Below are 25,678 nucleotides of genomic sequence, written 5' to 3'. Positions count from 1 at the left end.
ACTCCTGTGAATTGGATCTCCGCGCTCCCGCGCTGAAGACTCCGAGACGGCCTTGGGCAGCGACGCCATGGTCAAGGCCTTGGAGGGCTACACCCTGTTGAAGGTGTTGGGCAAGGGTTCTGCACCTTGGCCGGAACCTCAGCAACAGCAGGCGTCGTATCGGTTATGGGTGTCAGCTACGCCGTCACTGTCGTCGCCATGGTGATGGGGCAACTGCAGTTTCCATTGGTTTGGGCAATCGTCGGTTACGCAGCGCGGCCTGAAGGCCATCAGCGGCTGAAGCGACGAGCACCGCTTTTTTCTTAACTACTTCCAGACCTTGCCGCACAGCCCCCGGTACGCGAAGTTGCGTCGGCGTTGTTGAAGGCTGTGCGCTGTGCTCAATGGACACCGCAAGCTCCACCGCCGGGAAAAACGCCTTCCCGGCTGGCTCTACCAGGCTTGCCATCTGCGGTGCCCAGCACGCCCACCCACATCGCTCTCAGGCAATTGCATGCCTGCATCGTCATGGGTCGCAATACCAATCTGTTGAAACGAGGCAGGTTTGCGAGCAAAAGAGCCCTGACCAGTCCCACCAGGGGCAGTCTTCAGTGCATTTTTTTCGGCCTCCACAACTTGTCCCAGCAGGGCAGCTTGCGACAAGACCTTCCTGAAGGGATCCGCATCGATCGCCCTTGCCAACAAGCGGAGGCGTGTATGGGCAAGACTGGCTGGTCACCGGAGTCCCGCCGGTACAGCCCGTGGGCGAACTTGCCAACACAGACCTCGTCTGCTTGCCATTCTGCTGGCATTGGCCCCAAGCGCTGTAGGTGAAGGAATCGCATTTGGGAGGATCATCGGAGCAGGACCGAGTCAGCACAGGTTGAGCGACTGGCTCGCCGATGCACCCGGCCGGGATTCTGCCCATCACAGTCCTGGTCTGCTTGTAGTCAGCGCCACAGGCAGACCAGCCAGAATATGCGTAATCTGCGCATGTTTGAGGCGGCGTTACGCAGTCGTTCATGGGCAAGAGAGAGCCACAAACACAAATGCCCGTCGATCCAATTTGGCCGGACGGACAATTGCGTTCTGTTTGCCCACTCGGAATGACCTCGCCCTTGCTTCCTGTGCATGACGGCGCATCGTCGGGAAATGAAGCACCAACGACCAGCCCAGCCGGATTGCATTGATAGTTGTCGACGGCCCCTTTGGTCTTTGCAGGATCACACCAGTCAAGGTACGAGTTTCGTGCCTTGATGGTGATGGTGTTCTTCTTGATCGGGAAACCAGAAGTCAACACGCCGTTCAGTGACTTCCTTGGAAAGGTTTTCTTGGTGAGTTGGTTTGAGGTCGTGGTCAGCACGGGGATGCCATTGACAGACACTTCGGCGGTGTCATCTACCGCGACGTGAATGGTCCCATCTGCACGGGGGCTGCAAAGATAAAAGTCCCGTGTGAAAGTGAATTCTGCCTTGGCCGCCGGAGATGTTTGGCCGGTGACATTGGGCGCCCAAATCCACTTTGCCCCAGGGACGGGCTTCAAGCTGGTGGGCCAATCACCGGGGGACACATGCCCGTACTTCACGGCCCCTGGTGGACAGTTCGGCGGTGAAGTGTCATTGAGGCAGACAGCCTGTGGCATGGAAGCAGCCCCTTGCGCATCGGAGATGAGCTTTCCGTTGGCATCCAGAACATGCCATTCCTTGTCGGCATCAGAATAGAAATTCACATTGACCATGTCCGCCTGAACATGCCCAGGGAATGCCATCGGGCATAACAGGATGCCAAGCAGCGCCCCTCTCAACAGCGATAGATTGCTTGTCCATTTCATGGTGTCACTCCGTCCAGCCAACATGTTGAAGTTCTCGCGCCCGACTTCACGCGGACCGACCAGCCGAAACTTCGGGACGTTGTGTGCGAGGGGGCGGTTAAGCTTGTATTGGCTCATCCTTGAGCCGTGGCTCATTGATCCGCATCAATCCCGACTCATGTGAGACGCATTGGCGTTGATCAGCAACACCGCTCGTTGAAAGTATCAACATACCTCCAGTGCGTCGGCCAGTCGCACAAGGGTGGCAGACAGGCCCGCCGCGTCAGGAGCCCGGCAGCCGCCGTTTAAAGCTCGGCGCGCAAAGCGCCCCAAGCCCCGCTCGCGGGGTTCAAGCCGGTCGCTGTCTCAGTGACGCCTTTCATGCGCGGCCCACCGGACAAGATCACTCGCTTTCTCCGCGATCATCACCGTCGGGGCATTGGTGTTGCCACCAACCAGCGTGGGCATGATGGAGGCATCCACCACCCGCAGCCGACGCGCGCCATGAACGCGCAACTCGCTGTCCACCACGGCCATGGCGTCTTGACCCATCTTGCAGGTCCCCACGGGGTGGTAAATCGTTTCAGCACGCTCACGGATGAACTGCCGGATCTTGTCGTCCCTTTCGCACAGGACGGTTGGCATTAGCTCTCTGCCGCGATAGCGATCGAAGGCCGGTGCGGCCAGGATGTCTCGCGCCAGCCGGACACCACGGAGCATCGTCTCCATGTCATCAGGATGCGTCAGGTAGTTGGCCACGATCTGCGGCGCCTCCATTGGATGGGGCGAGGCCAGGCGAATCTCCCCCACGCTCTTCGGCCTGAGGCAACACACGTGCAACGAGTAGCCATCGCCAAACAGATCGCCCATGTCCATTCCGTGTCGCGACAGCTTCATCGGGCTGAAGTGAAACTGAAGATCGGGGACAGGCTCGCTGGGCCGGCTCTTCACGAAGCCGCCACCTTCGACCGCATTGCTGGTGAAGAGCCCACGGCGGCCACAAAAATACTTCATCAGCTCCCAGGGCCAGCGCAACACATTGCCAGGTGTGATTCCGATGGAGACAGGCTGGGTGCAGCTGTTGACCACGATCACATCCAGGTGGTCCTGCAGGTTCTTGCCCACACCGGGCAGATGCGCCACGACAGGGATGCCATGGGCTTGCAACGGCACCCGATCTCCGATGCCCGAGAGCATCAAGAGCTGCGGACTTTGGATGGCCCCCGCCGACAGAATGACCTCCATCGCCGCATGAACCACATGGACCGTGCCCCCTCGTTGGTACTCAACCCCGACGGCCGCGTCGCCATCGAAAAGCACACGACGTGCTTGCGCCCCGGTGAGAATGGTCAGGTTGCCCCGGTGCTTCGCCATGCCCAGGTAGCCCGAAGCCGTGCTGCATCGACGCCCGTTCTTTTGCGTGACCTGGAAGAGGCCCACACCCTCTTGCTCGGCCCCATTGAAATCATCATTGCGGGGAATGCCGACCTGCGTACCCGCCGTCACGAAAGCCTTGGTCAACACATTGGGCGACCGCAGGTTGGCAACATTGAGCGGCCCGCCCGTGCCGTGGAAAGCGTCGGCGCCACGCTCGTGGTGCTCAGCGCGCTTGAAGTAAGGCAGCACATCCTGGTACGACCATCCGGCATTGCCAAGCCTGGCCCACCCGTCATAGTCAAACGCATGGCCGCGTGTGTAGCACATGGCATTGCTCGAAGAGCTGCCACCCAGTGTCGGCCCCGCCTCAAGCAGGCAGACCTGGACGAGCGGGTTTTCACTCAAACGGGCAGCCAGAACACAGCCGGCGGATCCTCCACCGACGACAACATAGTCAAACACATCACACTCCGAAGGGAATCGCTGGCTCACACGGCTGCTTGAAGTCGATTGGCGCGACGGAAAGTCCCCAGGTCGTTGAACCGAACACCGTTGCTGCGCAGCACCTCATGGGCTTCTGAGGCGATCATCTGCCGAAGGTAGAAGGGCTGGCCGACCACAAAGTGATGGATGGCATGGGTCGAGCCAAAGTTGAAGCAGAAAAGCTGCATGGGCCAGAACACAGGGTGATTCAGCACCTGGGTTTGCTGCATGACGTTGCCAGCTTCAACATCGCCGTAGTAGTGCATGTTCGAGCTGATGAAATGCAGGCAGAAGTTACGAAGGATGTTCGGGGCGATGAGGCACACCGTCACCGCGTCGAGCACCGACACGGCCGAACGAAGCTCTGGCGACCAGGCGATGGGCTGCCCCATCCAGGCGGCAACCAGATCCACCAGGTGGAAGACCACGAAGGCATGCCATGCCGCCCAGAAGGCGTGACCCAATGGCATGTAAGACAGCGCTTTCCGAAAGAGTGCGGCTCGCCACTCGGCACGGCTGGCAGGCTGTTCGGCATCTTCGACGTATTGGCGCACAACGCTCCGCATCGTGTTCGGCCGCAGCATGATGGCCAGCATGTTGTCCAGGGTCATGAACAGCCGCTTGAGGCCCCAGGCTTCGCCATTGGTGATGGCCCGCTCCTCGAAATCAGATGGGTGCCCGGACTTCTTGTGATGGTGGAAATGCATCTGCCTGCGCATCCAGGGATTGACGGTAGAAGGGCGTGACAGCCAGCCCAGCAACAGCAGCGCATGCTGCACCCAGGGGCGTTGCTTGAAATACAAAAGGTGGATCAAGTCATGCTCGATCTCGTGGGTCAACGAGGCCAGCATGCCGATGAGGGGAACGGCGCCCCACCAGGGCAGTTGCCCGGACAGGTACAGCCAGCTGCACAACACCATGCCGCCGATGGCCGCCAGTTGGATGCTCAATCCGATGGCGTTCTGATGGGCCAGCCAAGGGTGGCGTTGTCGGGCCATGTCACCCAGGGCGGAGACCTGCTGACGGATGAGCTGGGTGCGCTTCAGGTCACTGATCGGCAACGATGATGCGGTTGGAAGAACGGTGGTCATGTCGATGGGCCAATGGCTTGTGACGGATTGCGTCGATGGGCATAATCTTTTCCCATTGCAAGGCGCGGCGTCTTGCCCGTGCACGACAGTCGCTTGTTTGAACGCGCCGTGTGCAACACCTTTGCTTGTCGTTTTGATCCTGTCCTGAGTCCAGCCATCCCCTTGAACCATATTCCAGTCAGCCGCTTCAATTGTTTGTCGAGTTGGGTAGCCGCCCTCAAGCGCGCGGTCGACAAGAAAGGCGTGGATGCGCATGCCTTGATGGTCAAGGCCGGATTGGACGTGGCCTTGCTTGGCGACCCGCTGGCGCGCTATCCGTCTCGCCAAGTGATTGAATTCTGGAAGCTTGCCATTCAGTCCACGGGCGATCCTCTGCTGGGCGTGGCGGTATCGCGGCAGATCGCGGTGTCCACCTTCCATGCGCTTGGCTTTGCCATTTTGGCTTCCAATGACTTGGCCAGCATGTTCGAACGCATGACACGCTATTTCCGGCTGGTCACCAACGCGGGCGAAATCCGGTTTGTTCACGAAGGTGGCGTGGGCCAACTGCTTGTCAAAGTGGACGCCGACCTGATGACGCCGGATGACGCCGAGGCCTTGTGGTGCGCACTTGATGCACTGTTGCTCGTCGTTGTTCATGCTTGCCACATGCTTTACGGGGCCGATTTTCAACCGCTGGAGTTGCGCCTTCAACGACCTCGACCCGAGCAGCGGCATGAGGCCCTTGAACGAGCTTTTCTGCACGTCCCCATCTATGGCTGTGATGAGAATGCCTTGTTGGTCGATGATGCCACTTTGAGCCGGCGTCTGGTCCACGGCAATGCGGAGTTGGCACGGGTGAATGAGGAAGCGACAGGCCGCTATCTATTGGGCCTAGGCGCGGAGGATGGGCCTTCTCAATTGATGGCACAGCTGAAGAATCTGCTGCAAGAACGATTGCCTGCTGGCGATCCACCTCAATCGGAAGTGGCCCAGGCCCTCGGCCTCGCCTCTCGAACCTTGCAGCGCAAATTGGCCGATGCAGGCACCACTTACCGTGACGTCATCCAAGGAACCCGCAAAGCGCTGGCGCTGGAGTACCTGGCGCAAACGGCTTACTCCGTCAGTGAAATCGCCTACCTCCTGGGCTTCGCCGAGGTCAGCGGCTTCACCCGGGCTTTCCGCCGCTGGACCGACACATCCCCATCGGCTTGGCGCGAAAAGCATCGTCCGCCGTTGTAACTGGCCAAGTGCCTGTCAGCTTCGCGTGCCGTGCAATCTCACTGAGCACCGACGAGCGCCGCAGCCTGAACAAGATGGGCGAGAACCTAGACGCCCTGCGCCGCGACATGTCCGTTCGCTTCACGCGCAAGGCTCAAAGCCCGGCGCTTGGGCCTCAGATGGGCAAAGTGCAGGGCTGAAGTGCCTTGCGGCCCAGGCTTGGCGCAAAACCAAACCACCGCTTGTACGCCTGAGAGAAGCTGGACAGGTCGCTGAAGCCCATCCGCTCGGCGATCTGGGTGAGCGACAGCGTGTCATCCGCCAGCAACTCCTTGGCTTGGCGGCCGCGTACTTCGGCCAGCAGCACCCTGTACGAAAGGCCTTCATCCTGGAGCCGCCGCTTCAAGGTCCTGTCGCTGAGGCCCAGCGTGCGCGCTGCTTGGAGCAGATCCGGCGCCATGTTGAGCGGTACGGCGGCCAGGTACTGGCGCACGCACTCGGCAGCGCCCAAGCGGGCGCGGCGGCGTTCCATCAATTCCTCACAGGCTCTTTCGCACATGGCCACGGTGACCGAATTGGCTTGGGGCAGTCGCAGGTTCAGGAGCTTGCTGTCGAATGACAAGCTGTTGCTGGCGGCACCAAATTCAGGGCGGACACCGCCCACGTGCAGATGGTTGGCAAGCACGGCCGCACCGGGCGGCAAGGTGTGCTTGAGCGCAAATCGAGACAAGGCGAACTCCGCGCCCAGCGTCTCCTTCATCAGCCGCGAGGCCGCCGCCACATCGCGCTCAACCAAGAAGCGCTGGATCGCGGGCTCAACCTCCGGAGCCTCGAACGTGACGGTGAACATCTCACCGTCAAGACCGCCAGAAATCTGGCAGAAGGCAAACGTGAGGGGAATGAAGCGCAAGGCCAGCGCCAAGGCGTCAGCCGCTGTCGCGCTGCTGACCAGGCCCAGGCCCCACAAGCCATAGGAGGCGAAGTTGTAGCGCATGCCCACTTCCAGCCCCAGCCCGGGCTGCATGCACGCGCGGACTAGGTTGTTCACCACGCACAGTTCCTGGCTGGCATCGAGTTCAATGGCTGGATCGGCCAAATCGGCTTCCTTCAGCCGGGAGCGGGCCAGGATCTTTGAGACGTCCAGCCCTTGCTCTTGGCCAAACTCGACCAAAAGCCGAACGCTGGCTGCGCTGCGCCTGAAATCCCAAAAGCTCATGGCCGGTCGATCCCATTGAATTGGCCCAAATCATAAAGCCTTTGTCCCCTGCCAACATTCTCAATGGCGGTGCTTTTGCGCATGATGGGCGCCCATGGTGGAGACCTTTCGCCGCAGTTGCAGGTTTGGAATATGAAGAGCATCAACACGATCATCATTGGCTCCGGCTTCGCGGGGATCGGCATGGCGGTCGCATTGATGAAGGCTGATCTGGGCGATTTCCTCATCCTCGAAAAGCGCCACGATGTGGGTGGCGTTTGGCGGGACAACACCTACCCGGGCGCGGCCTGTGATGTCCCATCCCACCTGTACTCGTTTTCATTCGAGCCCAACCCGAACTGGTCCAGGGTGTTTGCACCCCAAGCCGAAATCCACCAGTACCTGCAGCATTGCGCGGAGAAGTACGGGCTGCTGCCGTTCATCCGGTTTGGCGCCGAAGTAGCGAAGGCCCAGTATCACGAGAATCTTGCCCTGTGGACGGTGACCTTGACCACCGGTGAGATCCTGCACGCCCGCTTCGTCATCACGGCCACGGGCCAGCTCAGTCGCCCGGTCTACCCCAAGCTGGAGGGCATGGATCGGTTCGAGGGGCAGGTTTGCCACTCTGCCCACTGGAACCACAACCTTGACCTCAAGGGCAAGCGTGTCGCCGTCGTCGGGACTGGCGCTTCCGCCATTCAATTCGTTCCTGCGATCGCGGATCAGGTGGGCAAGCTGACCGTCTTTCAACGCTCGGCCGCCTACATTCTTCCTCGCCCTGATGGGCCGTATGCGGGCTGGCGCAAGGCCTTGTTCAAAATGGCCCCGTGGACGATGAAGCTGCACAGGGCCCGCATCTATTCACAGTACGAAAGCCGCGCTGTGGGCTTTACCCGCGTCAAGGCGCTGATGGATCTGGCTGTGGGCCTGCCTTTCAAAGCGCTGCTCCGCAGGCAGGTGGCCGACCCGGATCTGCGTGCGCGGCTCACGCCCGACTACCCCATTGGCTGCAAGCGCATCCTGCTGTCCAACGAATACCTGGCCACGATGGCCAAGCCCAACGTGAAGGTGGTGACGGAAGGCATCCGAAGCATCACCTCCGATACCATCGAGACGGCCGATGGCCAGCACCATGTCGTGGATGTCATTGTCTACGGCACAGGATTCGCGGCCACCGAGTTCCTCGCGCCGATGACCATCACCGGGCGGGACGGGTTGGATCTGAACGATGCCTGGCGCAAGGGAGCCCAGGCCTATCTGGGCATGACGGTACCGGGCTTCCCCAACTTCTTCATGCTCTATGGGCCCAACACCAATTTGGGCCACAGCTCCATCATCTACATGCTCGAAAGCCAAATCGCCCACGCATTGAGGTGCATGAAGGCTGCGCACAAGGCGGGCGCCAACGCGATCGAGGTCGATGCAGCACGCTATGCCAGTTTCAATGGCACCGTGCAGAGGCGCCTGGCGGCAACGGTGTGGCAAGGCTGCAAAAGTTGGTATATCGATGCCAACGGCCACAACAGCACGAACTGGCCTGGCTTCACCTTTGGGTACCGATGGCTCACACGGTATTCGTCGCTCAACGCGTACAACTTCATCGAGCCAGTTCACGGCTCAGGGAGTGTGGTCCGGTTTGCTGCACCGCCGGGCATGGTGGAAGCCTTCAACGCTGGCGCGTTGAAGGCACTCCTGCGCTTGACATTCAAGGCCTTCATTCGTCCGCCTTTCGGCGTGGGCGCGCAGCGCTTCATCGTGAGCGCCTTGTCACGCCTCATGCCCAGCAGCCGACGAGTGCATGTCGCACGGCGTGAAATCGACGGCGTCTCCACGGAAGTGATCTCGCCAAAACAGACGCAACAGGGCGGCGCGGTCGTCCTCTACTTGCATGGCGGAGGCTTCTGCACAGGCAGTGCCCGCACACACCGCAGCTTGACGACCCGCCTTGCCGCCAGCGGCATGACGGTCTGGGTGCCGGAATACCGCCTGGCGCCAGAGCACCCACAGCCCGCCGCCGTCGAGGACGCGCTGGCCTGCTACCGCGCCTTGCGCAAGCAGGGCCTGGGGCCGCACCAGATCGTGGTTTGCGGGGATTCTGCGGGTGGCGGCTTGGCCCTCGCGCTGGCCTTGAAGCTGCGTGATGCGGGAGAGCCCATGCCCGCCGGGTTGATGCTGCTGTCGCCCTTCCTCGACACCAGCTTGTCCGGTGAGACCATCCGGTCGGCTGCGGAGCTTGATCCCATGCTCAACGCGGCATGGCTGAAGCAGGCTGTGCATTGGTATGCACCGGGTTCCAAAGGACCAAACCTGTTGGATGCCGATTTGCACGGGCTGCCGCCCATGCTGATTCAAGTGGGTGACCTGGAAATACTCGAATCTGATTCAAGCAGGCTGGCCTCACGCGCCGCGCACTGCGGCGTGCCTTGTCGCCTGGAACTGTATTCAGGCCGTTGGCATGTGTTCCAGCTTCAAGCGGCATTCTTGGCCTCGTCAGCCAACGCGGTGACCCGCCTGGCCACCTTCGCCAGTCAAAGAACGCAGGCGCAAACGCCTCATTTGGCCTGGCACGAGAGTGCGGGCGACCCGATCGCGAGGGCCATGGCGTTTTGACGACGCGCTCATGACGCTACACATCCTTGTGGCGCGTGCTTCCTTTTTCACATTGCATCAATTCGGAATCAAACAGTGAACTCTCGCCGTTACCCTGACACCTCCCACGTGCGCCTGCGGGAAATCAAGTCCACCTTCATGGCCGAAGGGGCCCTCTGTGGCGCCACGCTCTATGTGCCAGCGGACACCGCCCCCGATCATGAACTGCCCACCATCCTCATGCTCGGCGGTTGGGGCAGCATTCAGAGGGCCTTGACCTCGTCGTTTGCTCACAGCTTTGTTGAGGCGGGTTTCGCCGTGATGGAGTTCGACTATCCCGGATGGGGAGCCAGTGGCGGCTTTCCAAGACAGGGCATCGATCCATGGCGCCGTACACGCGTCGCGGATACCGCACTGGCGCACCTGAAATCGCAGCCCATGGTGTCTGCACATCAGATCACCCTTTGGGGCACGTCCTTCGGTGGCGGCCATGTGGTCGATCTGGCTTCTGAACATCCCGAATTGAAGGGTGCCATCATCCAGGTGCCCATGCTGGACGGCCTGGCCGCCACGCTGGCCACGCCACCGCTGCGGCTGATGAAGCTGGTGGCTCTTGGTGTGTTGGACTTGATCAAACCTGGCGCACCGATTTACGTGCCGACACTGGGCCGCGAAGGCGAGTTCGCCACCATGGACCGCGATGGGGCCTGGGCTGCCATGGAAGTCGCGCTTGCCTTCTGGAAAGACCAAGACCCCAGCTATGACAACCGCGTCGCTGCCAAGTCGGTGCTGACCATGCCGTTATACCGGCCATGGCTGCGCCTGAAAAACGTGAAAATCCCGATGCTCATGATCGGTGCAACCGGCGACACGGTTGCACCTTTTGTCGCCGACAAGGTTCATCGGGTCGGCAATCCCAATGTGCACGTCATCCAGATTGACGCCAACCACTTCGACCCCTACTTCGATCCGCTGTTTCCAGAAGTGCTGGCCCTTCAGCTGAAATTTCTTCGGCGATGACGCGTTCGACAGCCACCAAAGCCCGGCTCGCTCGCCGTCCAGGTTCAATGGCGCCCACAAGTTAAACGTGCAATTTGCGCAAAACCTCTGGATATGCGACAGCCACTCGAAGCAACGTTTTGGCTGCCCCAGTGGGCGACCTGCGACCTTGCTCCCAGTCTTGAAGCGTACGAGCCGACACGCCAAGCAACAAGGCGAATGCCTGCTTAGATCACGGTGCTCCTGGCGCAGCGGCGGGGCCATCAGAAGCCTCATCAAGCGTGACGTTGATGTATTCGGATGGCGTGGATGAGTACCAGCGCCGAAAGGCGCGGCTGAAATTTGCCACGCTGGCGTAACCCAGTTCTTCTGCGATGCTGGACACCGTCTGCCTTCGAGCTCGCAAAAGCTGCGCCGCCTTCTCACAACGCACTTGCTCGCCGATGTCGGAGAAGTTGCTGCCCTCTGAAGCCAACTGGCGCTGCAAGGTTCTGGCTGAAACCTTCAGCTTCTTTGCCACCTGTTCTATGCTGGGTTGCCCTTCAGCGGTGTGCATCACCAGCTGACGTATCGTTTGACTGAGGCTTTCGGCGGGCAGATTCCTGGCGATGATGAAACGCTTGCATTGCGCGCCAGCCAGGCGGGCGGCGATGGGGTCTGCATGGGGCAGCGGCCACCCAAGACAGGCTGTCGAGAACACCCACTGGTTGGATGGCGCATTGAAGCGAAAGAGCCGCCGAAGGAAAGCATGCGTGTAGTTCGGCTTCACAACAGTCATCTCTGCGCGTGCCGGGCAGGGGCGCCCGACCAGTGATGTCGCCACCTTTCCCAAACCCACCATCAGGAACATCAAAGCAGCGTCGCCCACTTGATGAGAAGCAAGCGGCTGCTCAAGGCGAAGTGTTGACTTGTCTGGCCCTTCATGAAGGGTAAAGCGCAGGCCGCGACATTGGTGCTGCAGCAGCTCGCACCCCAGCTGGATGGCGGCCCTCAGGTCAGGCGACACCAGCATTGCAAAGCCCAGCGCGCCATGGCAGGTGACCGTCATCCGCAGCCCCAGTTTCACCGGCAGATCGGGCTCACCGGTGAGATGGATGGCGCGTTGAAGCAAGGCCTCGAAGCCATCGAAATCCACAGACCAATAAGGCTTCTCCAGTTTCTCGAGGGAGACGCCGCTTCCGGAAAGCAGAAGCCGCGTTGACACGCCTTTCTGCAGCGCCAGTTCGGTCAGCAGGTTGACGTAGGCGCCCGGCAACTGCGGCGCGGCAGGAAGAAGTGGATGGCTCACGAGAAATGACCCAGGGCGTTGGCGTGAAATGAATGCATTCTGGCATTGGCTGAACTAGGCATCCACCGACCCGCCGAGAACAATGAGCGCTCCCCTATCTCAGGTTGTACTTGATGGCAAATTTAAAGCTCACCCGCGTTGACAAAGTCCAAGTGTTGACGTGGAACGATGGCGGCCAAGGCAATGTGTTCAACGGCGACGCCGTAGGTGAATGGTCAGCTGCCCTGGACGAACTGGAGAACACGCAGGGGAACACGGGCTTGGTGATCACCAGCGACGACCCCAAGTTCTTCAGTTCTGGACTGGATGTGCCTTGGGTGATGCAGCAAGCTGATGTGAAGCCATTCATTGGCCAACTGGAAGACTTCTTCATCCGACTCAGTCTGCTCAACATGCCTGTCGTTGCTGCGATCAATGGGCATGCCTATGCAGGTGGCGCGGTATTGGCTTGTGCCGCTGATTTTCGCTACATGCGAGCCGACCGCGGGCGGTTTTGTTTCTCTGAGGTCAAGCTGGGCCTCGCGTTCACGGACCCCTTGCTCGAAGTGATTCGATTGCTGCCAGCGCCAGGCGCCCTGTATGAGTTGGCCCTGACAGGCGACGCCTGGGGCGGTGACGAATGTGCCGCGCGAGGGGTGGTTTCAGCAGCACTTCAGGAGAACGACGTGTTGTCTGCGGCCATGACAAGGGCTGAGCAACTGGCCGGGTTCGACCGGCGAACCTACACGGCCATCAAGCGCGGGCTTCGCCGCTTCTTAGTACGTCCTGTCTAACCCCTCCTGGAAAGCCATGAAAACTCGCATCACTGAACTCTTCGGCATCCGCTATCCCATCATGCAAGGCGGCATGCACCATGTCGGCTACGCCGAGCTGGCATCAGCGGTGTCCAACGCAGGGGGCCTTGGCACCATCACGGCACTGACGCAGCGCACCCCGGAAGACCTCCTCAAAGAAATTCGTCGCTGCCAGGAGATGACCGATCAGCCATTTGCGGTGAACCTCACCTTCTTGCCGGCCTTTGCCATGCCGCCCTATGCCGAGTACATCGGCGCCCTCAAAGAAGGCGGCGTGCGGATCGTGGAGACAGCGGGACGCAGCCCCGAGGAGTTCATGCCGCTGCTCAAAGGCGCGGGCATCAAAGTCATTCACAAGTGCACGTCCATCCGCCATGCCATCAAAGCGCAAACGATTGGCTGCGACGCGGTCAGCGTGGATGGCTTTGAATGCGGGGGACACCCTGGCGAGGATGACATTCCCAACATGATCCTGCTGCCGCTGGCGGCCTCTCGGTTGAGTGTTCCGATTGTGGCCTCCGGTGGCGTGGCGGATGCCAGAGGCCTGGTCGCGTGTCTCGCATTGGGCGCTGAAGGCGTCAACATGGGCACGCGATTCTTGGCAACCCGCGACACGCCGGTGCACCAACGTGTGAAGGATGCACTGGTTGCCGCGACAGAACGCGATACCAGGTTGATCATGAGGCCGCTTCGGAATACCGAACGCGTTTTGCACAACGACAGCGTTGATCGGCTACTCCAGGTCGAGAACGAAAAGGGCGGCGATCTCCAGATCACCGACATCATCGCGATGGTGGCTGGCGTGTACCCCAGGGTGATGCAGCAAGGCGAGGTTGATGCCGGTGCGTGGAGCTGCGGTCTGACGGTGGGTCTGATCGACGATATTCCTTCCGTCAAGGAGCTGATTGATCGAATGATGGCTGAAGCAGCGGAAATGGTGAAAGGCCGCTTGTCTGCCTACTTCTCTTGAAAGCCTCCCCGGCTTCAGAAGTCGGCGTTCTGCGGTGGCGCACTTGAACAATCTTCAGCCCGCTGAACAACCGGCATGTCCACAGAAAATATCGAACGCATCGACGTGAGCAGTGATCAAGCCTTGACCACGTGGGCTCAAAAATTCAACGCTACAGCGGAGCAAATCCGCGACGCGGTGGCCGAGGTCGGAGACCACCCCGATGATGTAGAAATGCACCTCAAGGGGAGCCGCTCCACAAGCAACAGCGAACGGGTTGCCAGCCAAACGCCCTGATCCGAGTCAGCGCGCACGCCGGTAATGCATGGCAACCGCGCCGCTGCTGAGCGGCTTCGCTGAGATCAACTCAAGCCGCCGAGTGCTGGGCAGCCCGCCCTCGTACAGGGTCGGACCGTGACCGGCGTCGCGTCCTCGCTCTCGTCCATGAGGCGGGTCAAGCGCCCCATGGTGCTCAAGCTGCGGCTGCGGGCATCGCCGCCGGGCCCATCCAGAGCGCCGCCCACATGTGACCATCGGGATCGGCCAAGTCGCGGGTGACCATGAAGCCGTGGTCCTCCATCGGGTTCACATCGGCCTTAGCGCCATGGGCGGCGGCGGCCTCGTTCATCGCGTCGAGGGCGGCGCGGCTCTCCAGGGCCAGGGACAGCATCATCGCGCACAAGCCTGCCGGCGGGAACGGTCGCTGCGTGAAGGTCCGCCACTTGCCCTCTGCCGCGACATGTCCGTCCCCTCAAGGTCGAGGGGCCTTGCTCGGAAGGTTCGAAACTCGGCCATTCCGCCTCAAGTGGACGACTGCCCAGCGTTCCTGCAGTGTGCGGTGACGAACAGACTGGTTTGGCGGGATTGGGCATCGTGGGCACAGAGCAACCCATGGCCAAGCATCTCATCAGCACGTCCCGAATCACAACCAGGCGGCAGTTGCTGATGGCAGCTGCCTGCGCCACTGCCACGCCATCGTTCGTGGCCTGTTCATCGGGCGACGCCGAGCAGGACATCGCTCGCGCCTTGAGACGTCCAGGGGCACCGTCCTCCGGAACAGTCGCACCCAAAATGCATGAGCTGGTGCGCCAAGCCGTTCTGGCCCCTTCGAGCCACAACACTCAATGCTGGCGCTTCCAGGTTGCCGAGAAGGCGATCTCCATTGCCCCCGATTTCACGCGCCGATGCCCAGTGGTCGATCCCGACGACCATCATGTTTTCGTATCGCTGGGTTGCGCGGCCGAGAACATGGTGCACGCCGCGCTGGCCACCGGACTCCATGCCGACCCACGATTCGATCCCAGCGGCGACGGGGTCATTGTGGTGAACCTTGAGGCGACGCAAAAGCGCATTTCGCCCTTGTTTCAAGCCATCTCCGAGCGGCAATGCACCCGCGGCGACTACGACGGCCAACCAATTTCACCGGCCGAGCTGCGCCAGTTGGAAAAGGCGGGCACCGGAGATGGCGTCAGCGTGCGGCTGTTGACCGCGCGTCCGGCCATGGAGAGCGTGCTGGAATATGTTGTCGCCGGAAACACGGCGCAGATGCACGACGCTGCGTTCGTCGCAGAACTCAAGGCATGGATCCGCTTCGGCGCCGACGAGGCGCTTCGCACCGGCGATGGCCTGTTCGCTGGCGCCACGGGCAACCCCGCGCTGCCTCGCTGGCTGGGCAGCCGGATGATGGGCCTGTTCTTCACACCAAAGTCCGAGAACGAACGCTACGTGCGGCAGATTCGCAATTCGGCCGGCATCGCGGTGTTCGTCTCCGAGCGCAGTGACAAGGCGCATTGGGTGGAGGCAGGCCGTTGCTACGAGCGTTTCGCATTGCAGGCCACAGCTCTGGGCATTCGCAATGCGTTCCTGAATCAGCCCGTCGAGGTCGGCACGATCAGGCCGCAGTTCGCGGCGTGGCTTGGCATCGCCACGGGCACTCAGCGGCCCGACTTGGTGGTGCGCTTCGGGCGTGGCCCCGCGATGCCCTTGTCGATGCGGCGGCCAGTGCAGGCGGTCTTGGTCTGAAGGCCGGGGCCGCCCCATTCATGCGCTACTTCGCCGAGATGGCGTGGTACCCCACCGCGCTGCTGCCCAGCCAGGGGCTGCGCCGGGAGGCCGTAGACGACCGGTCCGCGAATGCCACGCGAGACCCGCATCGGGGCGCGAAGTGCAAGGTGCCGACAGGCTTTGACAACCAATGCGCCATACGGGTGAGTTCGACCCTTCACCATGTCGGCGTCACGATGAAATCATTCCAAGGCGCTGCGGTAAAGCTTGATCGCCAGCGCGATGCCATCCGAGCTGAAGAGTTCGCCGCATGGTTGAACCTGGCTGAAGCGATGCGCGACATGGCCCAGCGCTGAGCCACCTGCCCCGCCTTGTGCTTAAAGCTGCGAACCCATCAACGAGGCAACGCGCTCCATCAAGCGCTCATGCCAAGGCCTTTGCTCCCACTGCGCCAGCGTGATCTGGCGCGCCTGGGCCAAGTCCTGTTCAAACACCTTGGTCTGCTGCGCGGCAAAGCCCGCGTCCATGATGTTGAGCGTGGCCTCGTCATTCAAACTGAAGGAGCGGTTGTCGAAATTGGTCGAGCCCACCGACACCATGCGTTGGTCCACGATCATCACCTTGCAGTGGTACATGGTGGGCTGGTATTCGGCAATGACCGCACCAGCCGCCAACAGCGGCCCCCATTTGGCACGCGATGCATGGCGCACGGCATCGCTGTCGATGTATTCGCCGGGCACGATGATGCGCAGCTTCACGCCCCGCTTCATCGCGGCCACGAGCGCGCTTGATGACAGCTCGTCCGGCACGAAATACGCGGCCGAGAGATCAATGGAGTGCGACGCCGCCGCGATGGACAAAAGGTACATCAGCTGCATGTTCTCGCTGCCGCCAGCGGGCGAGCTGCTGAACATCTGTGCCCAGGCATCGCCCCGCGCCTGGAGGGCGGGGAAATAGGTCGGCCCGTGCAGCACCTCTCCGCTGACTTTGATCCAGTTGTCAAGAAACACAGATTGCATCTGCGCCACCACAGGCCCTTCGATGCGGAAATGGGTGTCGCGCCAATGATCGGGATCCTGTGCATGGCCAGTCCAGGGCGGTGCAATGCCGACCCCACCGGTGAACCCAACGCGGCCGTCCACCACGAGAAGCTTGCGGTGGGTTCGATTGTTCATGCGGCCAAGGTGCGTCCAATGGGGCGGGTGAAAGCGGCGGATTTGCACGCCAGCGCCGCGCATCTCATCCAGCAGGTCATCTTCCATTTTGGCGCTGCCCACCCAGTCCAGCAGCACATGAACCTTCACGCCATGCTGGGCTCGCTCGGCCAATGCACCAGCGAACTGCTGCCCAATGGCACCAGACCAATAGATGTAGGTTTCAAAGGTGATGGATTTTTGAGCCGACCGGATATCGGCGAGCATGGCGCGGAAGATTTCATCGCCATTGATCAACACTTGCGTGCGGTTGCCACCCACGAAAGGTGGCCCCAACATCACGCCAAGTTCATTCATGAAGCCCGCATCGCCCAGTGCGTGAATGCGGTCGATGCGGCGCTCGACGTTGGTTTCGTTGCCTTTGAAGTTGATAGCGATGAGCACCACGGCAAGGGTGGCGAGCATCGTCAAAAGGATGATTCCGAGGGTTCGTTTGGTGGATTGCTGAATGGGCATCTAAGGCTCAGGACTGGCAGAGGCAAGTCCCAACAGCTAGCAAACGGCGTTCCCAGCGTGGCCCCCGACCGGATTTGAGGGCCTCGCTGATGACTAAAAAGGCCTTGGGCTCAAGCCGCCTTGCGCGGCGCACTCGGCGTGACGCTGGCCGCACCCGCCTTGCGGAACGCCATCACGCCATCTTCCAGCGCGCCGTTGTGCAGCTGTTCCGTGTCAAGCTTGTAGTTCTGGTAAAGCTTCCACGGCGCACGGTCGGCGCCCTTGGGCAAATGGTGCTCGGCACGGGCCACGTAGTTCGAGCTCATGTCCAGCAGCGGGCCGGCCTTGACGTTCGGGTCATTGCGCTCAGGCACCGCGATGCGCGTGCCCGTCTTGTCCATGTGCTTGAGCAAGCGGCACACATACTCGGCGATCAGATCGGCCTTCAGCGTCCACGAGGCATTGGTGTAGCCAAAGGTGTTGGACAGGTTGGGGATGTCGCTGAACATCAAGCCTTTGTACGAGATGTGCTTGTTCATCTCGATGTCCTTGCCATCCACACTCATCTGCATGCCGCCGAACAAGCGCATGTTGAGTCCCGTGGCCGTGACGATGATGTCGGCCTCCAGCACCTTGCCAGATTTCAGCAAGATGCCCTTGTCAGTGAACCGATCGATGTGGTCCGTCACCACCGAGGCCTTGCCCTTGCGCAGCACCTTGAACATGTCGCCATTGGGGACGGCGCACAGGCGCTGATCCCAGGGGTTGTAAGGCGGCGTGAAGTGCTTCATGTCGAAGTTCGGGCCCACCTGCATCTTCACCTGCTTGAGCAAGGCCTTGCGCATGAAGTTGGGGTACTTGCGAGACAGCTTGAAGATCGACTGCGTGATGAAGTTGTTGCGGGCACGGCTGATCTTGTAGACCGTCATCTCGGGCAAGAACTTCAGCAAAAAGCGCACCATCGGGTCGAACTGCGGCACCGAGATCACATAGCTGGGCGTGCGCTGCAGCATGGTCACGTGCTGGGCCTTGTCGGTCATCGACGGGATCAGGGTGATGGCGGTGGCACCGGAACCAATCACGACCACGCGCTTGCCGCTGTAGTCCAGCTTTTCAGGCCAGAACTGGGGGTGCAGAATCGGGCCCTTGAACTCGTCACGGCCCTTGAACTCGGGCGTGAAGCCTTCTTCGTAGTTGTAGTAACCCGAGCACATCATCAACCAGCCGCACGTCATCTGCACGGTCTCGCCTGAGCTCTTTTGCACCGTCAGCGTCCAGGTGGCGGCTTCACTGCGCCAATCGGCCGAGAGCACTTTGTGGCCGCAACGGATGTTGCTTTCAATGTTGTTCTCGCGGGCCGTTTCGCGGATGTAGTTGCGGATGCGGTCACCATCGGCGATGACCTGTGGCTCCGTCCAGGGCTTGAAGTTGTAGCCCAGGGTGTACATGTCCGAATCGGAGCGGATGCCCGGGTAGCGGAACAAGTCCCAGGTGCCGCCGGTGGTGTCGCGGCCTTCCAGGATGGCGTAGCGCTTGTCGGGGCAATGGGCCTGCAAGTGGCGCGCAGCGCCAATGCCGGACAAACCGGCGCCCACGATCAGGACATCAAAATGTTCAACCATCGAAAGTCTCCGCGACTCTATGTGAAAACGAATGTGGGCAGTTTACGATCTGGCAATGGGTATTGTCAAATTCTGCAACCACGCGGATGGGTGGGGGAATGCCAATTGCCCTTCATGGCACATGCCTTCCACACACCCGGAGACCGCCATGAGCACATTGATGAGCCACTTCTCGCCCACGATCACCAACATGATCCGCATGGATCACACCCATGTGTTGAGCACCTTTCATAAGTACAAGGCCGACGCCGATCCCGGCACCAAGCAAGCCCTGGTGAACACGGTGAGCCTCGCCCTGGAAATCCATGCCCAACTGGAAGAGGAAATTTTCTACCCTGCCCTGCGTGCCGCCACCACCAACGAGGCAGTGCTGGCCAAGAGCGTGCCCGAACACAACGAGATGCGCAGCCTGATCGGCCAGTTGCGCGACATGCAGCCCACGGCCACGCACTACGACAGCACCTTCATGAGCCTGATGCGCCACGTCATCCACCACGTCGCCGACGAGGAAACCGTGCTCTTGCCCGAGGCCGAACTGTTGTTGGCCGACCAATTGCGAGAACTGGGCGCGCAAATGACCAGGCGTCGGCTGGCGCTGGCGGCCCCCAAGGCTGGCGACATCGCGGCCAACATGGTCCGCGCCATGCCCACCAGCACCATGCTGGTGACGGCGGGTGGCCTGGTGGCCGGCGGCTACCTGCTCAAGCGTGCCCTGGAACGCCGAACCTGAGGCCGCCATCACCACTTTGACCGGTGATCTTCGGTCACGCCGAGGAGGCCGTCGATCGAACGAGGCGCGGCGGCTCGCGAGGCCTTGACAGTGCCGCTGAAGGTTCCCACCGGTTGCACGTAATGGCTGGAGGCCATCCAGACATCGCGGTCTTCTCGGCGGGAACCTTCCGGGGTGAACATCAGGTCCAGCAAACCATCATCGGTGCTGATGCGCCAGGGGGCCATCGGACGCTTGGGATTGAATTCAAAGTGCGCGGCCCCCAAGGGAATCAGCTGCCCATCCAGCCACAGGGCGTTTTCGTTCACGCCGAAATAGCCTTGCTGCAGATTGAACCCCACTTCGGCACTGTGCGCGCAGGCCCAGCGCCACTCGGTGTCGCGCGCCAGCAGGCCGTTGGAGCTGTCGAGGCAGGCCACGGCGTTGGACAGATCAAAGCGCCGCCCCCGCACATTCAGCCAACCGCTCACCGGCAGGGCCGGTGACTTCTGCGTGGCATGCGCCACGCCGCCCGCCACCGGGCCGATGCCCAGTAAAAAAGGCGCCGCATGGGCCAGTGACAGGTCCACCTGCACTTTCATGGCCCGTGTGCGCACACTCAGCTCCAGGATGTCACTGCCCGCCGCCTCACCATCTTCGTCAGAGGCGCCATGCTGAAGCAGCAAGCGCGCGAAAGGCCCTTTGAACCAGGCTTGGCCGCCTTGCACGGGGTGGTCAGACACGCCGCCCTGCCAGCCTGCCAACCCGTCCTGCCGCCAATTGGCCACCATCTCGCCGCGCAACCGGTCAAAGGCGTACGCGAACGCGGTGCACATCCACCCCAGGTCCACGATGGCCACGCCGACGAACACCTCGTCATTGCCCATGCCAACGTACTGCCATCGTTTGTGGTGCAAGCGACGCCACAGCCAGGAGCGCGCGTGCGGCCCTTGCAAGGCTTGCCAATCAATGCAGTCAATGCGGCCCGCATAGCGGCCGGACAGCGGCACGCCATCGGAGACGACTTCGGAAGGTGCGGGTGGCAACATGGGCAGGGCATCTCGCTTCATGGTGCGAAGCCTGGGCCGGATTGGGGCCCTGGCAACTCAGTGTTTTCCAACAAGGGGGGTGACAAATCACCGCTTTGGCGGGCGATCAACGCAAGCAAGGCTCACTCGCGGGATAATCCCCCCATGCATCCCCAAGCCCTCCTCGACCTCACCGGCGCTCTGCTGCGTGACATCCTCAAGCTCGACGCCCCGGCCGACACCCTGGTATCGATGTTTTTCCGCAAGAACAAAAACCTGGGCCAGCGCGAACGCCACGCCCTGGCCGAGACGGCCTACGCCGTGCTGCGCCAGAAGCTGCTGTGGCAGCATTTGGCCCAGTCGGGCTTTGGCCCGATGGACCGCCGCCTGACGCTGCTGGCCTGGCAAGGCCAGGAGCATGTGCTGAAACTGGGCATCAACCCGGACGAAGCCGCCTGGCTGGACCGCATCAAGAAAATCGACCGCACGACCCTGCCCGACAAACTGCGCCACAACCTGCCCGACTGGTTGGCCAACCGCCTGCGCGAGCAACTCGGCCCGGAAGAATTCTGGGCTTTCGTCGAAACCATGTCAGCGGGGGCGCCACTGGACCTTCGCGTCAATCCCATCAAATCCAAGCGCGAAGCCGTGCTGGAAGCCCTGACCGCCGCCGAAATTCCAGCCACCGAAACCCCGTTCTCGCCTTGGGGCATCCGCATCGAGGGCAAGCCCGCCCTGCAGAAAATGGACCTCTACACCGGAGGCCACGTTGAGGTGCAGGACGAAGGCAGCCAATTACTGGCCCTGATGACCGGCGCCAAACGCGGCGAAATGGTGGTGGACTTCTGCGCAGGCGCGGGCGGCAAGACGCTGGCCCTGGGCGCCATGATGCGCAACACCGGTCGGCTGTATGCCTTTGACATCTCCGGCCACCGCCTGGAAGCGCTCAAGCCCCGGTTGGCGCGCAGCGGCCTGTCCAATGTGTACCCGACTCAGATCGCGCACGAGCGTGACGACCGCATCAAGCGCCTGACCGGCAAGATTGACCGAGTGCTGGTCGATGCACCCTGCACCGGCCTGGGCACGCTTCGCCGCAACCCGGACCTGAAATGGCGTCAGAGCCCTAAGGGCGTTGAAGAGATGCAGATCAAGCAGAAAGCCATCCTGCACAGCGCGGCTCGTTTGCTGAAACCCGGCGGCCGCCTGGTCTATGCCACGTGCAGCCTGATGCCCGCTGAGAACGAAGTGGTGGCCGATGCCTTCACGGCAGAACATCCTGAGTTTGTGCAGCTCGATGCACGCCTGGTGCTGGAGCAAGGTGGGGTTGCGCAGGCCGAATCGCTGACAACCCCGGAGGGCCACCTCAGGTTGTGGCCCCACCGGCACCACACCGACGGCTTCTTCGCCGTGGTGTGGGAAAAGAAGGCTTGATCAGAACAAGCTTTCCTTGACGTAGATGACGTCATTGGCCAGGAGCTTGTCATTCATGCCGGGCTCCAGGATTTGCACCGTGCCTGCGACATCGCGACGGTGCACCTTGATGCCCTTGGCGGTGCCACGTTGCGTCAAGCCACCCACCGAGGCCAGGGCCTGCAGCAAGGTCATGTCGCGTTCCAGGCGCATGGCACCACCGCGCAGCACTTCGCCATAGATGTAGACCATGGGAGCACGGTCGACCCAGATGGCGTCGTTGTTTTCCAGGGGGAAGTCTTCCGTCGTGCCGGAAGCGGCGAACACCAAGGGGAAGTCGATTTCCTTGCGGAAGGGCTTGCCATTGCGCTTGCCCGACACCACCACTTTGTCCGAACCTTGAATGGCGATGATGCCACCAGCCTGGGCCAGCAGATCACTCAAACGGTTGGAGCCTGACTCCAGGGGGTAACGTCCTGGGCGGTTGACCAAACCCAGCACCGACACCTGGTTACTCTTGACTGCGGTCAGCAAGATGGAGACCTGGGGTTGCTTGAGGAAGTTGCCATTTTTCAAGCCATCGGCGAGCTTCTTCTCGGCATCAGACACCGACAAACCACCCAGCTTGACCGTGCCCAGCAGAGGGTAGGAGATGGTGCCGGCTTCAGAGATGCGGGCATCCAGTGTCAGGTCCACGTTTTGGAACACCGTGATGCGGATGATGTCTCCGGCACCCAGCACATAGTCGCCTTGCGATTGCGCGTGAGCATGGCCTGCCGCCATCAAGGTCACCGATAGCAGCCATTGAGCGATGAGTCGCATCCACTTCATGTTGAAAGATCCTCTGGTCAGATATGGGTAGAAGCGGGCCACCAAAGCTGGCGCCTCGCGAACGTGTCAATGTATCACCCGCCCCAAGGGCCAGGCACGACAGCTCGGTAGAGTCAGTTTTCGCAGACTGGTTCCATGTCGGCCAAAAATGCCGCGATATCGGTGGCGGGCATGGGCCGGGCCATCCAGAAGCCCTGCACCAGATCGCAACCCAGCGCGCGCAACATCACCATCTGCTCGGGCAGCTCCACGCCTTCGGCGGTGGTCTCCAGGCGCAAGGCCTTGGCGAGGCTGATGATGGCAGTCACCACGGCCTGCGCGTCCGGGTCGCTGTCCAGCGAGCGCACGAACATGCCGTCGATCTTGAGCTGGTCCATCGGAAAACGTCGTAAATACGCCAGTGAAGAATAGCCAGTGCCAAAGTCGTCCAGGGCCACGCGGATGCCCCGGCTGCGCAAGGCGGCCAGGGTGGCTTGCGCCCCCTCGTGGTCATCAATCAAAGCCGATTCGGTGATCTCCAGTTCCAGGCGTTCGGGGGGCAGCCCGCTGTCAGCCAGGGCCCGCTCCACGATGTCCACCACCGAATGGCTGCGAAACTGCACCGCGGACAGGTTGACCGCCACGCGGATCGACCCCGGCCACTGCATGGCCACCTTGCAGGCTTGCCGCAGCACCCAGGTGCCCAGGGGCACGATCTGGCCGGTTTCCTCGGCCACGGGGATGAACTCATTGGGCCCGATCAAGCCGCGCTCCTGATGCTGCCAACGCACCAGGGCCTCGAAGCCCACCACCTCGCCCGTGCGGGTACTGACCTGCGGCTGGTAGTGCACGGCAAACTGCTCATCGGCCAGGGCCACGCCCAATTCCTGCTGCAGGCGAGCACGGGACCGCGCGCTCTCACCCATGAATGGAACAAAGAAGCGGTGCGTGTTGCGCCCGCCGGCTTTGGCCGCGTACAACGCCAGGTCGGCGCTTTGCAGCAAGGCCTGGGGACTGGTGCCGTCGCGTGGCGCCAGTGCCATGCCGATACTGGCACGCACTTCCACACGCACATCCTCCAGCTGACAGGGGGTGGCCAACGCCGCCAGCACGCGATCGCCCAACTGGGCGGCCGAGGCCTCATCGCCAGCCTGCCAGCTCAGCAAGGCGAACTCGTCGCCACCCAGGCGCGCCAACAGATCGCCAGGTGCCACACAGGCCTTGATGCGGGCGGCCACGCTGCGCAGCAATTGATCGCCCACGGCGTGGCCCAGCGAATCATTGATGCCCTTGAAGTTGTCCAGGTCCACGAACAGCAAGGCGCAGCCACGTTCGGAAGTCTCGACGGACTCACACACCCGCGCCAGTTCCAGACTGAAGCAGTGCCGGTTGGCCAGCCCCGTCAAGGCGTCCACATTGGCCAAGCGCGCCATTTCGTCGCGGGCCATGCGCCCCTGCGTCACATCGGCGCCCACGCCCCGCCAGCCCGCAGCACGCCCCCGGTCATCAAACAGCGGCTTGGCCATCAACGACCACCAGCGCAACTCGCCCTCGACCTGCACCGGCAATTCCAGATCGCGGAAAGGTCGACCCAAGCGCAAATGGGATTGCAGCTGATCGAAAGCCGAGGCGGCCTCATCCGACTCGGCGGGCAGCATGGTCGACACCAAGTCGGTGAACGAGTGCTTGAGCAACTGATGGGTCGACAAGCCGAACGACTGCGCCAGGCGCGCGGACACGTGGCGGAAATGCCCGGTGTGCGAGATCTCCCAAAGCCAATCACTGGCGTGCTCTTCAAAGTCACGCAGCAACAGGTCGATCAGTTGCCGCTGGCGATCAGCTTCGGCCTCGGTCCGCAAGCGGCTGAAAAACATGCGCGCGTTGGCCATGGTCACGCCCATCACCGTCACCGACCAGATGCCTAACAGCCCCAGGATCGAGACGTTGTTGACGTAGATGGACAGCTGCAAGGCCATGGCCGTGGCGCCCGCCATCACCAGGACATAGGCGCAGGCTGCAATTGGGATGGAACTGAGGATCAGCCCACCGCCACACATCATGCCCACCAGGACCGACGAGATCAGCAACTGACCCAGGTGGTCGGCGATCGGGAACATCATCACCGGGATGGCCGCCCAGATGACGGCGAATGTGGCCACGCTCCAGGTGACCATGTGCAGGCCACCTTTGGTGGCCACCGGCTTGGCTTTGCCGCTCAGCAGGCGACGCATGCCCCGGTCGAGCAGCACCAGGCTCAGCACGGCCAGCACCACCCACAGGCACAGCGCCCAAGCAGGCATCTGCCCCCAGAAGGTGGCTGCGATGGTGACCGTGGCGATGAGGTTTCCCATGAACACCATGGGCAGCAGGCCCACAACGGCCAGGATCTGGCGCGCCCGGAAGTGCCGGGCGTTGTGCCCATCCACATGCTCACTGGCAGAAGCTTCCCGCCACATGGTCGTCAAACGCCGACGCCAGTCGCTCGGAGGAAGCGGCGGCGGCGCAGGTTTGCCCTTCAAAGGGACGGAAAGCTCGGTCATGGACAGGTCATGGGCAACATCCAGGGGACATCGGCCTTTGGGCGCACAACTTGAGCACGCAAGGAACCCTGCGGGGGTGTTTCAGCAAGGGTTGCCCCCAGGAAGGGGAATGCCTCACGACGGACGGCGTCAAGTCGCCGGGCAATTGGCTT

The 25,678-nt window shown here is 61.6% G+C and carries 20 protein-coding genes and 2 pseudogenes; 10 read left to right on the top strand and 12 right to left on the bottom strand.

The annotated features are described in order from the left end of the window. Positions 1-505 precede the first annotated feature (505 nt). From PSV38_RS09635 to PSV38_RS09625, 3 genes are all read right to left on the bottom strand, one after another. Positions 506-1,810, bottom strand: a complete 1,305-nt coding sequence (locus PSV38_RS09635; protein WP_300546905.1) for a hypothetical protein — start codon at positions 1,808-1,810, stop codon at positions 506-508. A gap of 345 nt (positions 1,811-2,155) precedes the next feature. After that, positions 2,156-3,628, bottom strand: coding sequence for an FAD-dependent oxidoreductase (locus PSV38_RS09630; RefSeq protein ID WP_300546903.1), 1,473 nt, complete (start codon positions 3,626-3,628; stop codon positions 2,156-2,158). A gap of 26 nt (positions 3,629-3,654) precedes the next feature. After that, the gene (locus PSV38_RS09625) at positions 3,655-4,740 is read right to left on the bottom strand and encodes a fatty acid desaturase (protein ID WP_300546902.1); all 1,086 of its coding nucleotides are present in this window, start codon (positions 4,738-4,740) and stop codon (positions 3,655-3,657) included. Positions 4,741-4,902: 162 nt separating this feature from the next. Here PSV38_RS09625 and PSV38_RS09620 point away from each other — a divergent pair, with 162 nt between their 5' ends. Then, on the top strand, positions 4,903-5,961 hold the full coding sequence (locus PSV38_RS09620) for an AraC family transcriptional regulator (protein ID WP_300546900.1): 1,059 nt from the start codon (positions 4,903-4,905) through the stop codon (positions 5,959-5,961). 154 nt (positions 5,962-6,115) lie between these two features. Here PSV38_RS09620 and PSV38_RS09615 read toward each other — a convergent pair whose 3' ends face one another. Next, positions 6,116-7,156, bottom strand: a complete 1,041-nt coding sequence (locus tag PSV38_RS09615) for an AraC family transcriptional regulator (protein WP_300546898.1) — start codon at positions 7,154-7,156, stop codon at positions 6,116-6,118. A 132-nt stretch (positions 7,157-7,288) separates the two neighbouring features. Here PSV38_RS09615 and PSV38_RS09610 point away from each other — a divergent pair, with 132 nt between their 5' ends. Next, positions 7,289-9,745 (top strand): alpha/beta hydrolase fold domain-containing protein, encoded by a 2,457-nt coding sequence (locus PSV38_RS09610; RefSeq protein ID WP_300546897.1) that lies wholly within the window; start codon positions 7,289-7,291, stop codon positions 9,743-9,745. Positions 9,746-9,820: 75 nt separating this feature from the next. Next, positions 9,821-10,744: an alpha/beta hydrolase gene (locus PSV38_RS09605; RefSeq protein ID WP_300546895.1), complete on the top strand. Its 924-nt coding sequence runs from the start codon at positions 9,821-9,823 to the stop codon at positions 10,742-10,744. A 70-nt stretch (positions 10,745-10,814) separates the two neighbouring features. Here PSV38_RS09605 and PSV38_RS09600 read toward each other — a convergent pair. Then, positions 10,815-11,279: pseudogene (locus PSV38_RS09600) on the bottom strand (helix-turn-helix domain-containing protein); the annotation flags it as partial. A 123-nt stretch (positions 11,280-11,402) separates the two neighbouring features. Then, positions 11,403-11,927 (bottom strand): annotated as a pseudogene (locus PSV38_RS09595) (AraC family transcriptional regulator ligand-binding domain-containing protein); the annotation flags it as partial. Between the two features lie 197 nt (positions 11,928-12,124). On the opposite strand from PSV38_RS09595, the gene PSV38_RS09590 reads away from it, so the two are divergent. The 3 genes from PSV38_RS09590 (at position 12,125) to PSV38_RS09580 (ending at position 14,051) form a co-directional block, all read left to right on the top strand. Beyond that, the gene (locus PSV38_RS09590) at positions 12,125-12,784 is read left to right on the top strand and encodes an enoyl-CoA hydratase/isomerase family protein (RefSeq protein WP_300546894.1); all 660 of its coding nucleotides are present in this window, start codon (positions 12,125-12,127) and stop codon (positions 12,782-12,784) included. Positions 12,785-12,800: 16 nt separating this feature from the next. Further along, complete coding sequence (locus PSV38_RS09585) at positions 12,801-13,775, top strand: nitronate monooxygenase family protein (RefSeq protein ID WP_300546892.1); 975 nt, start codon at positions 12,801-12,803, stop codon at positions 13,773-13,775. Positions 13,776-13,850: 75 nt separating this feature from the next. Then, entirely contained in the window at positions 13,851-14,051 is a 201-nt protein-coding gene (locus PSV38_RS09580) for a DUF3606 domain-containing protein (protein WP_300546891.1), read from the top strand. Positions 14,052-14,226: 175 nt separating this feature from the next. Here PSV38_RS09580 and PSV38_RS09575 read toward each other — a convergent pair whose 3' ends face one another. Further along, positions 14,227-14,427, bottom strand: a complete 201-nt coding sequence (locus tag PSV38_RS09575) for a hypothetical protein (RefSeq protein WP_300546890.1) — start codon at positions 14,425-14,427, stop codon at positions 14,227-14,229. Between the two features lie 218 nt (positions 14,428-14,645). Here PSV38_RS09575 and PSV38_RS09570 point away from each other — a divergent pair, with 218 nt between their 5' ends. Beyond that, positions 14,646-15,776: a Tat pathway signal protein gene (locus tag PSV38_RS09570; protein ID WP_300546889.1), complete on the top strand. Its 1,131-nt coding sequence runs from the start codon at positions 14,646-14,648 to the stop codon at positions 15,774-15,776. A 20-nt stretch (positions 15,777-15,796) separates the two neighbouring features. After that, entirely contained in the window at positions 15,797-16,114 is a 318-nt protein-coding gene (locus tag PSV38_RS09565; RefSeq protein ID WP_300546888.1) for a T6SS effector amidase Tae4 family protein, read from the top strand. Positions 16,115-16,135: 21 nt separating this feature from the next. On the opposite strand, the gene PSV38_RS09560 is transcribed toward PSV38_RS09565, so the two are convergent. Beyond that, a complete protein-coding gene (locus PSV38_RS09560; RefSeq protein ID WP_300546887.1) occupies positions 16,136-17,377 on the bottom strand; it encodes a phospholipase D-like domain-containing protein in 1,242 nt (413 codons plus the stop codon). Positions 17,378-17,538: 161 nt separating this feature from the next. Beyond that, positions 17,539-19,029, bottom strand: coding sequence for an NAD(P)/FAD-dependent oxidoreductase (locus PSV38_RS09555; protein ID WP_300546885.1), 1,491 nt, complete (start codon positions 19,027-19,029; stop codon positions 17,539-17,541). Positions 19,030-19,177: 148 nt separating this feature from the next. On the opposite strand from PSV38_RS09555, the gene PSV38_RS09550 reads away from it, so the two are divergent. Beyond that, a complete protein-coding gene (locus PSV38_RS09550; protein WP_300546883.1) occupies positions 19,178-19,759 on the top strand; it encodes a hemerythrin domain-containing protein in 582 nt (193 codons plus the stop codon). Positions 19,760-19,767: 8 nt separating this feature from the next. On the opposite strand, the gene PSV38_RS09545 is transcribed toward PSV38_RS09550, so the two are convergent. Continuing rightward, positions 19,768-20,808 carry a DUF2804 domain-containing protein gene (locus tag PSV38_RS09545; RefSeq protein ID WP_300546881.1) on the bottom strand — a complete coding sequence of 347 codons (1,041 nt, stop codon included), beginning with the start codon at positions 20,806-20,808 and terminating at the stop codon, positions 19,768-19,770. 123 nt (positions 20,809-20,931) lie between these two features. Here PSV38_RS09545 and PSV38_RS09540 point away from each other — a divergent pair, with 123 nt between their 5' ends. Further along, a complete protein-coding gene (locus PSV38_RS09540; RefSeq protein ID WP_300546879.1) occupies positions 20,932-22,197 on the top strand; it encodes an RsmB/NOP family class I SAM-dependent RNA methyltransferase in 1,266 nt (421 codons plus the stop codon). On the opposite strand, the gene epsE is transcribed toward PSV38_RS09540, so the two are convergent. Further along, complete coding sequence (gene epsE / locus PSV38_RS09535) at positions 22,198-23,007, bottom strand: polysaccharide export protein EpsE (RefSeq protein WP_300546877.1); 810 nt, start codon at positions 23,005-23,007, stop codon at positions 22,198-22,200. Positions 23,008-23,120: 113 nt separating this feature from the next. Then, positions 23,121-25,526 (bottom strand): EAL domain-containing protein, encoded by a 2,406-nt coding sequence (locus PSV38_RS09530; RefSeq protein ID WP_300546875.1) that lies wholly within the window; start codon positions 25,524-25,526, stop codon positions 23,121-23,123. Between the last annotated feature and the right edge of the window lie 152 nt (positions 25,527-25,678).

The sequence above is a fragment of the Aquabacterium sp. genome, from assembly GCF_029946005.1.
In the GTDB taxonomy this organism is placed as follows: domain Bacteria; phylum Pseudomonadota; class Gammaproteobacteria; order Burkholderiales; family Burkholderiaceae_C; genus Aquabacterium.
The sequence above is the reverse complement of the archived record's forward strand: the minus strand, read 5'-3'. Positions and strand labels throughout refer to the sequence as shown.

Bases quoted from the DNA above. Each gene is read 5' to 3' on its own strand.
- PSV38_RS09585 (WP_300546892.1), top strand. From the start codon at position 12,801: ATGAAAACTCGCATCACTGAACTCTTCGGCATCCGCTATCCCATCATG.
- PSV38_RS09570 (WP_300546889.1), top strand. From the start codon at position 14,646: ATGGCCAAGCATCTCATCAGCACGTCCCGAATCACAACCAGGCGGCAG.
- PSV38_RS09575 (WP_300546890.1), bottom strand. From the start codon at position 14,427: ATGATGCTGTCCCTGGCCCTGGAGAGCCGCGCCGCCCTCGACGCGATG.
- PSV38_RS09530 (WP_300546875.1), bottom strand. From the start codon at position 25,526: ATGACCGAGCTTTCCGTCCCTTTGAAGGGCAAACCTGCGCCGCCGCCG.
- epsE (WP_300546877.1), bottom strand. From the start codon at position 23,007: ATGAAGTGGATGCGACTCATCGCTCAATGGCTGCTATCGGTGACCTTG.
- PSV38_RS09560 (WP_300546887.1), bottom strand. From the start codon at position 17,377: ATGCTCGCCACCCTTGCCGTGGTGCTCATCGCTATCAACTTCAAAGGC.
- PSV38_RS09555 (WP_300546885.1), bottom strand. From the start codon at position 19,029: ATGGTTGAACATTTTGATGTCCTGATCGTGGGCGCCGGTTTGTCCGGC.
- PSV38_RS09550 (WP_300546883.1), top strand. From the start codon at position 19,178: ATGAGCACATTGATGAGCCACTTCTCGCCCACGATCACCAACATGATC.
- PSV38_RS09545 (WP_300546881.1), bottom strand. From the start codon at position 20,808: ATGAAGCGAGATGCCCTGCCCATGTTGCCACCCGCACCTTCCGAAGTC.
- PSV38_RS09615 (WP_300546898.1), bottom strand. From the start codon at position 7,156: ATGAGCTTTTGGGATTTCAGGCGCAGCGCAGCCAGCGTTCGGCTTTTG.
- PSV38_RS09540 (WP_300546879.1), top strand. From the start codon at position 20,932: ATGCATCCCCAAGCCCTCCTCGACCTCACCGGCGCTCTGCTGCGTGAC.
- PSV38_RS09590 (WP_300546894.1), top strand. From the start codon at position 12,125: ATGGCAAATTTAAAGCTCACCCGCGTTGACAAAGTCCAAGTGTTGACG.
- PSV38_RS09580 (WP_300546891.1), top strand. From the start codon at position 13,851: ATGTCCACAGAAAATATCGAACGCATCGACGTGAGCAGTGATCAAGCC.
- PSV38_RS09610 (WP_300546897.1), top strand. From the start codon at position 7,289: ATGAAGAGCATCAACACGATCATCATTGGCTCCGGCTTCGCGGGGATC.
- PSV38_RS09625 (WP_300546902.1), bottom strand. From the start codon at position 4,740: ATGACCACCGTTCTTCCAACCGCATCATCGTTGCCGATCAGTGACCTG.
- PSV38_RS09565 (WP_300546888.1), top strand. From the start codon at position 15,797: ATGCGCTACTTCGCCGAGATGGCGTGGTACCCCACCGCGCTGCTGCCC.
- PSV38_RS09635 (WP_300546905.1), bottom strand. From the start codon at position 1,810: ATGAAATGGACAAGCAATCTATCGCTGTTGAGAGGGGCGCTGCTTGGC.